The following is a 12,543-nucleotide window of genomic DNA, read 5'->3' as shown; positions in this document are numbered from 1 at the left end:
ACGTTTCAAATGCTTGATTTAATATGAACGCAAAGCTTAAAACCAACAGGAATCAGTGCAGGTTAACCGAACTCAAAGTACATACAAACATATGGCGTATGCACAGATTTCATGTCGGACCGTATCTGTTGTCGCTTCATGTTGAATTGTGCGCTTTCCCGAGAAATAATTCCCGGTGTGAAAGGGTTATTTCCTCATTTTTCAGTTGAATGATAATCGTACAAGCAGAAGCCGTGTTTTTTCATATCCTGTAATGAGGTGATGAAAAATGGTTAAAATTTTTATTGATCCTGGCCATGGCGGTTCTGATCCAGGCGCAACAGGTAATGGCCTTCAGGAAAAAACGTTAACCCTGCAAATCGCTTTAGCCTTACGTACGATATTAACTAATGAATATGAAGGCGTTTCTTTGCTGCTGAGCCGGACAAGCGACCAATATGTCAGCTTAAACGACCGGACAAATGCCGCAAATAACTGGGGAGCAGATTTCTTTTTGTCCATTCACGTTAATTCCGGGGGAGGCACAGGTTTTGAAAGCTATATTTATCCAGGTGTAGGAGCTCCGACGACGACTTATCAATCGGCAATTCACTCTGAAGTGATACAAGCTGTCGACTTTGCCGATCGCGGCAAAAAAACGGCGAACTTCCACGTCCTAAGGGAGTCGGCAATGCCTGCCCTCTTGACCGAGAACGGCTTCATTGATACCGTTGCCGATGCAAATAAGCTGAAAACGAGCAGTTTTATTCAAAGCTTAGCGAGAGGACATGCAAACGGGCTGGAGCAAGCCTTTAACCTTAAAAAGACTTCCAGCTTAGGGTTATATAAGGTTCAAATCGGCGCATTTAAAGTCAAAGCGAATGCCGACTCGCTCGCAAGTAAAGCCGAAGCCAAAGGTTTTGACTCGATTGTCCTTTTAAAGGACGGATTATACAAAGTGCAGATTGGCGCATTTTCATCCAAAGACAATGCAGACACCCTGGCTGCCAGAGCGAAAAATGCCGGCTTTGACGCTATTGTGATCCTAGAATCATAGCCGAGACGGGGACGAGCGTCTCATAAAAAAACCCGGCTCCTCATCACGAGAAACCGGGTTTTTTTATTCAAGGATATCGACAACAAACTGTGACCATGTTTCCAGACGGTTGTAGATGTCATCCTGTTTTAATTCAGAAACTTTCATCCATTTACCCGCAATTTGTTCTTTCTCCTTCACTTCCACTTGTGCGCCAGGCTTTAATTGAAGCGCAGAAAGAATTCCGATATGCACTTTGCCAACACTGTTTTCATCATCATTGATCAATCCCAGTGTGACAATCGCCTGTTTATCTTCTTCATTTATTTGCAGTTCTTCCTCAAGCTCACGGTCTGTGTTCAGCTTTAAGACTTCAGCAAATGAAGCTGCCCCTTCGATGGCGTTCATATGACCGCCAAAGCCGAGAGAAAGCTTGTTGTGCAGTCGTGATTCACCGCCGCCAGCCAGCCGCTCGTAAAGAAAAACTTCATCTTCACGCTTAATGACGACATAAGGTATCGGCTGCTTGAAACGCGGATCTTCTTCTGCGTCCCCTCTTCTCATTTCACGATAGGCCGCTTCAATCTGAGCCATGATTTCGGCTACTCTGCTATCTTCATTGTACACGCCCTGGAAGGTTAAGCTTTCTTTCTTAAACACATCATCGCGCGGGGCAACTAAAATCATTTCGTCCATTTTTCCCATGGGTACTGCGTCCTCCTCATTTGAACCTTCAAGCCGAAAAGAGCAGATATTATATCTGCTCTTTTTCATCTTCAAAATAAAAGTCATCATCTTTGAGCGGCTCAACTGTCGCTTTTTTATAGCCATTCCCCTTCATAGAGAAGAAGTCATGCGATTTTGTTTTTGTGTTTAATCCGTTTAATACGATCGGATTAATATCTTCCTCTTCGAAGTATGGATCAAATCCAAGATTCATCAGCGCTTTATTCGCATTATAGCGGATGAATTTCTTTACATCGTGTGAGAGTCCGACTTGATCGTACAAATCCTCTGTATATTCAAGCTCATTTTCATATAACTGATTCAGAAGGTCAATCGCAAATTCACGAAGCTCTGCTTTTTTCTCTTCTGTCTGTTTATTATAAATTTCCTGAGCAAGGAGACCGACATACACGCCGTGAATCGCTTCGTCACGAAGGATCAGGTTAATGATCTCACCGCTTTGCATCAGTTTTCCTTGTCCGTAGAAATATAACGGATAATAGAAACCGCTGTAGAAAAGGAAGCTTTCCAGATAGACGGAAGCAACCATCGCTTTGAACAGTGAAATTTCATCATCTTTTTGAATGGCTTTGTAAAGCCCGACAATCATTTGCGCTTTTTTCTGCAAATATTTATTTTGTTTAACCCATTCAAATACTTCATTGATCGTTTCAGTCGGTGCAAGGGTCATGAAAATATTAGAGTACGACTTCGCATGGACAGCGTTCTCCATCATCGCCATGAAGTTCAGCACCGCTTTCCGCTGGTGGCCATCTACGTGTTCAGCCACGATCGGCATCCCCGTATTCCCCTGCTCTGTATCAAGAAGCGTAAGTCCGGCCAGTACCTTCATATAAGTGTCCTGCTCATTTTTTCCGAGGTACTTCCATGTGAGGAGATCGCCGTTTAAAGCAATCTCTTCCGGAAGCCAGAACTGTTTCACGTTTTGGTTATAGAACATTTGGGTAAAATCGTCTTCATGCTTTGACCAGTTTGCTGCGTCATAAATTTTTGTCACTATAAACTCTCCTTTAATCAAACAACACAAGAAAGGCAGCTGTCTTGCCCAGTATCTTTCGTTCTTGCATAGTAAATGGTTTTAATACCTCTATGATGTGCATACAGATCGATTCGGTTTAAATCACGGGTCGTCATTGTGTCTTTTAAGAACAATGTAAAGCTGATTCCCTGATCAATGTGCTGCTGGATAGTGGCGATCATATCCACAACCTTGAACATGTCCATATCGTAGGCTTCTTTATAGAAGAACCAGTTATTAGATGCAAGCCCAGGCATTGGGTAGTACGTTTTTGAGTTGCCGTATGTTCGTTCTTCAATGCGTTCCATAATCGGCATAACAGACGCCGTACTTGATTGAACGTATGAGATAGAGCCTGTCGGCGCAATGCATAATCTGTAGCTGTGATACATACCGTGTTCAGCCACAAATGCTTTTAGCTTTTTCCAGTCCTCTGTCGTCGGGATATGCATACCCTCAAACAGGTTGGCGATTTTTTCATATTTCGGTGAGAAATCAGTAGAAACGTATTTGTCAAAGTATTCACCTGTCGCATAGGTTGAGCCTTCATATTGATCAAACGTTTCGCCCTTCTCTTTTGCGATTTCCGCAGAACGCTGGATGGAGTAGAAGTTCACCATCATAAAGAACGTGTTTGCAAAGTCACGCGCTTCCGGACTTTCATACGCAATGCCGTTTTGCGCAAGGTAGCCGTGAAGGTTCATAGCACCGAGGCCGATTGATTTCATCGCTTTGTTTGCTCGTCTTACAGCAGGCGCATTACGGATGTCAGTTGTTTCAGACACGTGTGTTAAAGAGTCTGTCGCAAGCTTGACTGTCTTTTCGATTGATTTATGCTCCATGACATTGAGAATGTTAAGCGAACCCAGGTTGCAGGAAATATCCAGACCGATTTCATCTTCTTCATCATAGTCTGTGTATGAAGAAACTTGAGATGCCTGCAGCACTTCAGAGCAAAGGTTAGAAAATTTGACCTTGGAAATATGGTTATTCGCATGCACTTTATTGACGTTATCTTGGAACATGATGTATGGATAGCCTGATTCAGAACGAAGCATCGCCAATTTTTCAAGCAGTTTCCGCGGGTTGATTTTTTCCTTTTTCACCCGAGGGTTGTCGACAAACTTGTCGTACATTTCGTTCATGTCCATCTCATCCATGTGCTGGCCGTACTCTTTATAAATCGTGTGCGGGTAGAATACATAAGCCGCTTTGTCCTCGCGTGCAAGCTCAACGAACTTATCCGGAATGACAACACCGATCGAAAGCGTTTTGACACGCACATCTTCATCCGCAGAAATCTTTTTCGTATCAAGAAAATCATTGATATCGCGGTGGAAAATGTTTAAATACGCCGCGCCGGACCCTTGTCTTTGTCCCATTTGGTCAGCGTAACGGAACGCGTTATCAAGAAGCTTCATGACGCCTACAACGCCTTTTGTCGCATTCTCAACATCTTTAATGGCTTCACCTTTCGCGCGAAGCTTGGACAGGTTAAGAGAAACCCCGCCGCCAAGCTTAGAAAGCTGCATGGAGATATCGATCGCTCTTGAAATGTCATTTAAGGAATCATTGACTTCCAGCAAGAAGCAGCTCACAAGTTCACCGCGGCGTTTTCTGCCGGCGTTCAAAAATGTCGGTGTGCTCGGCTGATATTCTTGATTGATCATCAGGTTTACATATTCTTTTGCTTTCTCAGTGTCGCCGTTAGCGAAGAACAGCGCAACAATTGAGATCCGGTCCTCATAACGCTCGAGGATTTTTTTCTTGTCATTCGTTTTCAAAGCATAGTCATTATAGAATTTAAACGCACTCATGAAGGAAGGAAAACGAAACTTCTTAGCGTAAGCTGTCTTAAACACTTCTTTAATGTCTTCAAAAGAATAAAGGCTTAAGAATTCCTCTTCGTAGTATTGGTTTTCAACCAAATAATCCAGCTTCTCTTTTAAATCGTGAAAGAAGACTGTGTTTTGATTGATATAATCTACAAAATAGCTATGTACAGCCTCTTTATCCTTATCAAACTGGAATTTTCCATCTTTTTGGATCATGATTTCGTTATTTAACTGGATCCATTTTGGCACTTGATTTTGTGACAACTCTTTCTACCTCCTGAGTAAACAATTCAACGTCTTTAGATGTGCCGCTGAGTTCAAATTTGTGCAAGATCGGCACCTGATATTGTCTTGAAATGGTATCGGCGCTTTTTGCAAAGTTATCGCCCCATACTTTGTTGCCGCTCGCAGCGACCCCTAATAAGAGATGGGCGTATTTTTCGAGAAATGATTGTGTTGATGCCGGTACCTGGCCGAAGTTTGTCGTGTAGGTGACCAAAACAAACGGAGTGTCCACGTGGTCCATTTCGTCCACCTTGCGTATCTGCTGAAAGCCTGTTTTATTCACAAACCGCTGAACATTCCCTGTTTTCGAATCAAATATGATTTGTACCACGTTTTATCACGACCTATCAAAAAATATGAATCTCTCATCACTAACACTATATATAGTATACTACCCTCTAGCAAAAACACAATATATAGATTCGTTTTTATGAAAAATTCATATTTTGATCAAATCAGGCAAATGGGCAGACTCATTAGGGCCCAAAAAAGAGAGCAGAACGAGAATCATCTCTCGTCCTACTCGGGGTGTCGTTTTTTAGCCGATGTTTATCATAACATGAAAAAAAACTGCTTAGTAGTCTAGATTTTTTTTTCTTAAGCTATCACAGCATTTTTCGCTCTCTACTGTTTCTTCTATTTCAACATCCGCGCCGATCTCTTCTAAAACCGCCTTCAAAGCAGTGATAATTGACGCTTCTCTGATTAATTCTTTTCCGTTCACAATGATACTTGTTCCGTATTCATAGCAAGAATCATCTTCGCAAATTTCTTCCCAATGATTCACGATCACTTTATGCTTCATGTTTTCACCCTCTGTTTGATCTGTGTCTGTATTTAGTTTAGCGGCTGGCATCCGCTTTGTAAATTCGAATGCTTGTGAATTTTATTCAAGCTCATCATCCGCGTATTCTTTCTTCAGCTTTACCTCATTGCGGGACTCATTATACTCATAAATTTTGATATAGCCGTCCTCCATCACGCCAAAATGGTTATGTTCAAGTGGAAACGAGGTGGGCTGAGGCGTTTCATAGTCTGAATTGCCGCTGTTTGTTTCAATAATGGTATCTTGATTCCCGCACGCCCCGAACAGTAAAAAGACAGCTATCCATACAAGTGCAATCCTGATTCGTCTCAGTTCTGCTTCACTTTCAAACAAGGTCGATCACTCCCAAATTCATTTTATACATAATATACCATTTTCACTTCCGTATGTTGTTCTCATAAAAAAAGACCGTGCCTTGGCATGGTCAGCTTACACAAAAAGCTTGGAGCAAAAGTGGATGCATGTTAAAAATGGCCGCCGGGAACCCCCGGCAGCCTTTCCTCATGTCTTGACATGGCATTTTTTGATCTATTCGAGTTCAAGCTGGACGTTTTTTTGCGGCGCAAACGTTGAGATCGCATGTTTATATATAAGCTGCTGCTTACCTTCCGATTCCAACAATACGGTAAAGTTATCAAAGCCTTTCACCTGGCCCCGCAACTGAAAGCCGTTCAGCAAAAAAACAGTGACATACGTATTTTCTTTCCGGATTTGATTCAAAAACTGATCCTGAATATTAATCGGTTTCATGTTTCGTCCTCCTTGATTCTCTATATCATACAGTTTCGATTAAAGTTCGAGTTTTCCTGCTATATGTGTGAAAATTTCCTTTTTTTTCAGCTCCATATCAACAGGCGGTGTCATATCGAACCATGTGACCTGCATTTTGTTGCGAAACCACGTCAGCTGGCGTTTCGCATACCGCCTCGAGTTCTGCTTTAGCTGTTCGACAGCATCGGAAAGTGTCACAAAACCGTCAAAATATGCATACAGCTCTTTATAGCCTATCGCCTGTATTGATTGACAGTCTCTCACGTTCTTGTCGTATAAGCGTTTCACTTCCGGAAGAAGGCCTGACTGCATCATCAAATCGACCCGCTGATTAATTCTTTCGTAAAGCGTGTCTCTATCCATTGTCAAGCCAATTAACACTGCATTGTACAGAAGTTCTCGTTTTTGTTCCTTCAAATGCTGGGACATCGTTTTTCCGGACGTATGTAAAATTTCCAGTGCGCGAATGACTCTTCTTGTATTATTCGGATGAATCGCAGCTGCTGCCTCGGGATCTGCTGCAGCAAGTTTGGCATGAAGAAAGTCAGCGCCTTCCCGCTCAGCGGCCATTTGCATGCTCTCTCGAAACACGGGATCATTTGCTTCTTCCGTAAATGTATAATCGTAAAGCACAGATTGTATATAAAGCCCTGTACCGCCGACAATCATCGGAAGCTTTCCTCTATTTGCAATCTCGCTGATTTTATTTCTTACTAAGCTTTGATAATCGGCAGTAGAGAAAGAGTCTTGGGGATCTAAAATGTCAATCAGATGATGGGGCACTCCCTCCATCTCCTGTTCGGTAATTTTAGCTGTTCCAATATCCATCCCTTTATAAATCTGCATCGAATCTCCGCTGATAATTTCCGCGTTTAAGGATTTGGCTAGCTGAATACTTAAATTGGTTTTCCCCACTGCCGTCGGTCCGACTAAAATGACAACGGGCTGCTTCGTATTATTCAATATGTATCACTCTCTTTTATAAATCTCCCCCCATTATAGCATTCAACATGGACAACCACCTATCCATTTTGCCCTTTTTTTGCATCGGTAAACATCCTTCTACCAGCCGAGCGGCTCATTGCCGACAATTTCCCTTGTCTTTCCTTTCAGGGTATGACGATGCGTTTTTCTTCTGTCATCTCCGGGATCGTACACAACCCCTCCGTACTGGATCTCAATCGGCTCGTTATAGGCCAGATATGTCGTTTCTTCGATTTCATGATAATGTGTGCCATCTGCTAAGGGAATCGCCGGCCCTGAGATTCCGTAATACCGATGAAAATGGCCGTTTTCAAATGAAGTGATCCCTGTATAGTAATGTGTATGCTGATCGGTATTTGATCCGTTTGCCGGCTGAGTAAACCCTTCAATGAGATGATAATGGCCCTGTTCTCTCGTTGTTTTGACATGATAGGCATGTGCGTGGGGCGGTGCTTTTGACCAGTCAGACTGATACAGGCCCAATGTGTTCACATCCTCCTTTTTCTCGATTCGCCCAATCAAATCCGGGCAGGGTGAATACACTGCATCATCTACACTTTATTACAGGAGGAAAGAAAACATGAACGAGTTAGAGCATTTCAGCCCTGAAGATACAAGAATATTTGGAAGACCGTTCGGATTCGGGAGACCATTTGGGTTTGGAAGACCGTTCGGGTTCGGTTACGGATTTGGAAGACCCGGATTTGGTTATGGGTTTGGCCGGCCATTCGGATTTTTTGGAGGACCGTTTATCGGCGGCCTTGCAGGCGGGCTTATAGGAAGCGCTTTATTTAATCCTTATTTTTATGGCGGATACCCCTATTATCCGTATGCCCCGTTCCCTTATTATTATTAAACGCAAAAGGCCCCTTAAAAAGGGGTCTTTTTAAGTGTGTGAAAATGAATCTCTTGACTCATACATAGGCATACACTAATATTTTTCTAGCTGAAGTTTTTTTCTAATCTAAAAATATAGTGAGGAGAATTTATGATGTTGATAGGATATATATTCCTCACGATTGCCATATGTTCGGAATCGATAGGAGCAGCCATGCTGAAAGTATCTGATGGCTTCAAAAAGTGGAAGCCAAGTGCTTTGGTCGTTATTGGCTATTCCCTCGCCTTTTATATGCTGTCCCTAACTTTAAACCATATTCCCCTGAGCCTCTCCTATGCGACTTGGAGCGGGGCGGGCACGGTGCTGACGACAGTGATCGGAGTAAAATGGTTCAAGGAAGATCTGAATGCCAAAGGGCTTATCGGGATTCTTTTATTACTATCAGGGGTCGTGTTACTTAATTGGCAGTAAAGGAGTGATGAAGATGAGAGGATTGCTTTATTTGGCTCTCGCCATTGTATCTGAAGTGTTTGGGAGCACGATGCTGAAGCTTTCAGAAGGATTTACACAAGCCTGGCCCATTGCCGGAGTCATAGTCGGATTTCTTTCTGCTTTTACGTTTCTAAGCTTTTCTTTAAAAACAATTGACTTATCAAGCGCGTATGCAACATGGTCGGGCGTTGGTACCGCGCTTACAGCAATTGTCGGGTTTTTGCTTTTTGGCGAAACCATCAGTTTAAAAGGTGTATTCGGTCTCACGCTTGTCATTGCAGGCGTGGTCGTGCTAAATCAATCGAAAGCCCACGCTGAAGATAAAAAACAGACGGTCTGTGAGTGACCGTCTGTTTTCTTTATTCTCCACCCAGTTTCACAGAGGCTTCAAGCTGCAGCTCGACATTTCCTTGAATTGCACGCGAAATCATGCATGACGACTCCGCTTTTTTACAAAGCTTGTGCGCCAATGCGACGTCGTCTTGTGAAGCATCATGTTTAAGCACGACAGAGGGACGGTGAATGATCTTTTTGTATGTAAAGACTCCTTTTGTGACGTCGACAATGCCTTCTGACTCCATCTGTAAGTCTTCTTTTTCCAGCCCGCTTCTCTCCATCATCGCTGCAAGTGTAATAATGTAACAGGTCGCTGCCGCCCCGAGAAGCATTTCATCTGGGTTGGTCCCTTCTCCCGGGCCATCCATTTCTTTAGGAATGGAAATCGATGTGATCAGGTTTCCGCTTTCAATCGTACCGACATCATTGCGGGTACCCGGCCAATTCGCTTTTAAATAAAAATGATGATCTGCCATTGTTTCGCCTCCTTTTTTATCCTATTTCAGTCTACTGATCTTCTCTTATTTTGTCTTCTGATCTGCTTGTTACGAATACTCTTTTTCCAGGACACCTTTGATCGCACTGACATAAGCATAAAATTCACTGTTCTTTGTGTATTTTCTATTTTTATAATAAAAATCATCAAAAAATGCTTCTCTCTGCTCACGGCTGATTTCCAGCTGGATACTTAGCCCCGTTTCCCCTTGGTTATTAATGTTTTCGGCATTCAATCCAGCAAGACCGCTTTTAGACGACGCTAACTCAGCGGAAAACCCTCTCCGCTCAAGGGCTCTCACAATCATTTTCGCCCGCTTTCGGTCTGTTCCCCCTACAAGGGTATTCTTGTTCTCTCCTTTATATCCGTGAAAAGCCACCACATATTGATGCTCCTTGATTTTCTTTTTTGCCAATGGCTCATCAAAGTTGGTGCTTGTAATGTGCAGCGTTTGGTTATCGTGGGACTTCAACCCTTCAAACAGGTATGTAGAGTATTCATTATTGAAATAACGAACAAGCTCACTTACTCCGCCTTCAATTCTTCCGCCATGCGGAGACATAATTAAGACTTTGCTTCCTTTTTTCTCATTATATGAAATATCGTAATCGGCTGGGCTCTCATTCTCTGCCAAGCTGCTGAAATTTGAATATGTATCTGGCTGATTTGATGGTTCAGGTTCCAATGAGTAATGAACATATCTCAAGAACAAGACAATGGCTAAGACTAATATGACATTTAGTAAAAATCTTCTCATGTTTAACTCCTTTCATAAGAATGGCGCGGTTCATTATATGAGGTTTAGCCAATAGGTTTTATCTTACCATTGTATACACAATATCATCAGTGAAAAAGTTCCCGGTTTCAAAAAATCAATTGATTGTCACGGTTATTAGCGGTTCATTTCAAATAAGAGTGAAAAAAGGTTGAGAGGAAAGACAAAAAAGGTAGGAACAACCTCACTTGGCAAATAAATGTATATAGGTTTAAGGAGGGTTTTAGTAACAGGCTGCCCGGTTGCTGAGACGGACAGCTGTTACCGGCCTGCAGAATAGAGATTTTGCTTATTTGTTCTCACAAAATCACAGGAGAGGATAGAGTCCAATAAAAATGTTCTGATCTGTTGTTTCGAAAAACAAAATGCTTTGATTTTCGTTTTGCTTTTCTGTCTCACAATAATCGTTCTTTTACTAATCGTTCCGTCTTTCTTCATATATATAATGCTGATTGGCATTTGGCTTTCCAAAGAACGGTGCAAGTAGAAATTCATACGGTTGCCTCTCCCCTTCCCAGTTTGATATGATCACATTATAATACGAACAAATGTTCTTTTTTCAATCCCCAATGATTTCCTCAGCTTCTGAATCTATCGTATCTAATGCGAAAGATTCAGAAAAACAAACTCTTGTCTGTCTCTTACAGAGGACAAACAAACTTACCAAACCTATCATCTGTTCATAGAGTATACAGAGAACCTTATAATAGGAGGAAAATACATGTTTGGGTACTCTATGGTACAAATGGTGAGAGCAAATGCTCACAAGCTAGATTGGCCGTTACGGGAAACCGTATTGCAGCTTTACAAGCCCTTCAAATGGACTCCTTGCTTCTTGCATAAATTTTTCGAAACCAAATTGCAAAACAGAAAAAAAATGTCAGTCATTATCGAATTTGAGGAAGGCTGTCACGAGACCGGCTTTCAAATGGCTGGAGAGGTGCTGCAAAAAGAAAAACGCAGCAAGCTAAAAAGCCGCTTCAACAAAATCAACTGCTGCAGCGCCGAGGTTACTCCTTCAGCATTACATTCCCTTCTCTCTGAATGCAGCAATATCCGTAAAGTGTATTTAAACCGCGAAGTCAAAGCGCTTTTAGACACGGCAACCGAAGCAAGCCATGCGAAGGAAGTCGTCAGAAACGGGCAAACCCTGACAGGAAAAGGTGTTACTGTCGCTGTTGTCGATACAGGAATCTACCCGCATCCTGATCTAGAAGGAAGAATTATCGGATTCGCGGACATGGTCAATCAAAAAACAGAGCCGTACGATGATAATGGTCATGGCACACACTGTGCAGGTGATGTCGCAAGCAGCGGTGCATCCTCTTCCGGTCAATACCGCGGACCTGCACCGGAAGCCAATCTCATCGGCGTAAAGGTATTAAACAAGCAGGGTTCAGGAACGTTAGCAGATATTATAGAGGGTGTTGAGTGGTGTATTCAATACAATGAGGACAACCCCGATGAACCGATTGATATTATGAGCATGTCGCTCGGGGGCGATGCCCTTAGATATGATCATGAACAGGAAGATCCGTTAGTCAGAGCGGTTGAAGAAGCGTGGAACGCAGGGATTGTCGTCTGTGTCGCTGCCGGAAACTCAGGCCCTGATTCGCAGACCATTGCAAGCCCGGGCGTGAGCGAAAAGGTGATTACAGTAGGTGCGCTTGACGATAACAATACTGCAAGCAGCGATGATGATACTGTCGCTTCCTTCTCAAGCCGCGGCCCGACAGTATTTGGGAAAGAAAAGCCCGATATTTTAGCGCCGGGTGTTAATATTATTTCCCTTCGCTCTCCGAATTCTTATATTGATAAGCTCCAAAAGTCAAGCCGTGTAGGGTCTCAGTACTTTACAATGTCAGGAACCTCGATGGCAACACCGATTTGCGCAGGAATCGCAGCTTTAATTCTTCAGCACAACCCGGATCTTACCCCTGATGAAGTAAAAGAGCTTTTGAAAAACGGCACGGACAAATGGAAAGATGAAGATCCGAATGTGTACGGAGCGGGCGCTGTCAACGCAGAAAATTCCGTTCCCGGCCAATAAACATCATCAAAAGCCGGCAATTCTCTCTCAGCAGAACTGCCGGCTTTTTGTTTGAATATTCATAATCATAAGGTA

17 protein-coding genes are annotated in these 12,543 nt (G+C 42.8%); 5 read left to right on the top strand and 12 right to left on the bottom strand.

Translation table 11 applies throughout. The annotated features are described in order from the left end of the window. Positions 1-268 precede the first annotated feature (268 nt). Complete coding sequence (gene cwlC, locus MHI44_RS20875) at positions 269-1,036, top strand: sporulation-specific N-acetylmuramoyl-L-alanine amidase (RefSeq protein WP_032725747.1); 768 nt, start codon at positions 269-271, stop codon at positions 1,034-1,036. Between the two features lie 63 nt (positions 1,037-1,099). On the opposite strand, the gene MHI44_RS20870 is transcribed toward cwlC, so the two are convergent. The 9 genes from MHI44_RS20870 to MHI44_RS20830 form a co-directional block, all read right to left on the bottom strand. Beyond that, positions 1,100-1,720, bottom strand: a complete 621-nt coding sequence (locus MHI44_RS20870; protein WP_032725746.1) for a hypothetical protein — start codon at positions 1,718-1,720, stop codon at positions 1,100-1,102. 49 nt (positions 1,721-1,769) lie between these two features. Then, positions 1,770-2,759, bottom strand: coding sequence for a class 1b ribonucleoside-diphosphate reductase subunit beta (gene nrdF / locus MHI44_RS20865; RefSeq protein ID WP_003231754.1), 990 nt, complete (start codon positions 2,757-2,759; stop codon positions 1,770-1,772). Between the two features lie 17 nt (positions 2,760-2,776). Beyond that, positions 2,777-4,879, bottom strand: a complete 2,103-nt coding sequence (gene nrdE, locus MHI44_RS20860) for a class 1b ribonucleoside-diphosphate reductase subunit alpha (protein WP_014479842.1) — start codon at positions 4,877-4,879, stop codon at positions 2,777-2,779. Continuing rightward, on the bottom strand, positions 4,839-5,231 hold the full coding sequence (gene nrdI, locus MHI44_RS20855; RefSeq protein WP_003231758.1) for a class Ib ribonucleoside-diphosphate reductase assembly flavoprotein NrdI: 393 nt from the start codon (positions 5,229-5,231) through the stop codon (positions 4,839-4,841). The genes nrdE and nrdI overlap by 41 nt, the downstream gene beginning before the upstream one ends. A gap of 243 nt (positions 5,232-5,474) precedes the next feature. Continuing rightward, positions 5,475-5,705: a hypothetical protein gene (locus MHI44_RS20850; RefSeq protein ID WP_003245262.1), complete on the bottom strand. Its 231-nt coding sequence runs from the start codon at positions 5,703-5,705 to the stop codon at positions 5,475-5,477. An 81-nt stretch (positions 5,706-5,786) separates the two neighbouring features. Then, on the bottom strand, positions 5,787-6,059 hold the full coding sequence (locus MHI44_RS20845) for a YmzC family protein (protein WP_069322601.1): 273 nt from the start codon (positions 6,057-6,059) through the stop codon (positions 5,787-5,789). Between the two features lie 195 nt (positions 6,060-6,254). Next, positions 6,255-6,476 (bottom strand): RNA chaperone Hfq, encoded by a 222-nt coding sequence (hfq, locus tag MHI44_RS20840; protein ID WP_003221097.1) that lies wholly within the window; start codon positions 6,474-6,476, stop codon positions 6,255-6,257. A gap of 39 nt (positions 6,477-6,515) precedes the next feature. Then, positions 6,516-7,460, bottom strand: coding sequence for a tRNA (adenosine(37)-N6)-dimethylallyltransferase MiaA (miaA, locus tag MHI44_RS20835; protein WP_003245569.1), 945 nt, complete (start codon positions 7,458-7,460; stop codon positions 6,516-6,518). 99 nt (positions 7,461-7,559) lie between these two features. After that, positions 7,560-7,973, bottom strand: coding sequence for a YmaF family protein (locus tag MHI44_RS20830; protein ID WP_003231769.1), 414 nt, complete (start codon positions 7,971-7,973; stop codon positions 7,560-7,562). 88 nt (positions 7,974-8,061) lie between these two features. Between MHI44_RS20830 and MHI44_RS20825 the strand changes: the two genes are divergently transcribed. The 3 genes from MHI44_RS20825 (at position 8,062) to ebrB (ending at position 9,157) form a co-directional block, all read left to right on the top strand. Beyond that, entirely contained in the window at positions 8,062-8,337 is a 276-nt protein-coding gene (locus MHI44_RS20825) for a hypothetical protein (RefSeq protein WP_029317825.1), read from the top strand. A gap of 135 nt (positions 8,338-8,472) precedes the next feature. Continuing rightward, complete coding sequence (gene ebrA, locus MHI44_RS20820) at positions 8,473-8,790, top strand: multidrug efflux SMR transporter subunit EbrA (RefSeq protein WP_015483253.1); 318 nt, start codon at positions 8,473-8,475, stop codon at positions 8,788-8,790. 13 nt (positions 8,791-8,803) lie between these two features. Next, a complete protein-coding gene (gene ebrB, locus MHI44_RS20815) occupies positions 8,804-9,157 on the top strand; it encodes a multidrug efflux SMR transporter subunit EbrB (RefSeq protein WP_014476870.1) in 354 nt (117 codons plus the stop codon). Positions 9,158-9,170: 13 nt separating this feature from the next. On the opposite strand, the gene MHI44_RS20810 is transcribed toward ebrB, so the two are convergent. The 3 genes from MHI44_RS20810 to MHI44_RS20800 all read right to left on the bottom strand — a co-directional run bounded on the left by MHI44_RS20810 (position 9,171) and on the right by MHI44_RS20800 (position 10,913). Continuing rightward, positions 9,171-9,623 (bottom strand): OsmC family protein, encoded by a 453-nt coding sequence (locus tag MHI44_RS20810; protein ID WP_116315480.1) that lies wholly within the window; start codon positions 9,621-9,623, stop codon positions 9,171-9,173. A gap of 69 nt (positions 9,624-9,692) precedes the next feature. Continuing rightward, on the bottom strand, positions 9,693-10,400 hold the full coding sequence (locus tag MHI44_RS20805) for a poly-gamma-glutamate hydrolase family protein (RefSeq protein ID WP_003245758.1): 708 nt from the start codon (positions 10,398-10,400) through the stop codon (positions 9,693-9,695). Positions 10,401-10,679: 279 nt separating this feature from the next. Continuing rightward, positions 10,680-10,913, bottom strand: coding sequence for a hypothetical protein (locus tag MHI44_RS20800; protein WP_014476869.1), 234 nt, complete (start codon positions 10,911-10,913; stop codon positions 10,680-10,682). A gap of 226 nt (positions 10,914-11,139) precedes the next feature. Here MHI44_RS20800 and aprX point away from each other — a divergent pair, with 226 nt between their 5' ends. Further along, positions 11,140-12,468, top strand: a complete 1,329-nt coding sequence (aprX, locus tag MHI44_RS20795) for a serine protease AprX (RefSeq protein WP_339202581.1) — start codon at positions 11,140-11,142, stop codon at positions 12,466-12,468. Positions 12,469-12,543: the final 75 nt, after the last annotated feature.

It is taken from the genome of Bacillus sp. FSL K6-1366 (genome assembly GCF_037976695.1).
In the GTDB taxonomy this organism is placed as follows: domain Bacteria; phylum Bacillota; class Bacilli; order Bacillales; family Bacillaceae; genus Bacillus; species Bacillus subtilis.
The sequence above is the reverse complement of the archived record's forward strand: the minus strand, read 5'-3'. Positions and strand labels throughout refer to the sequence as shown.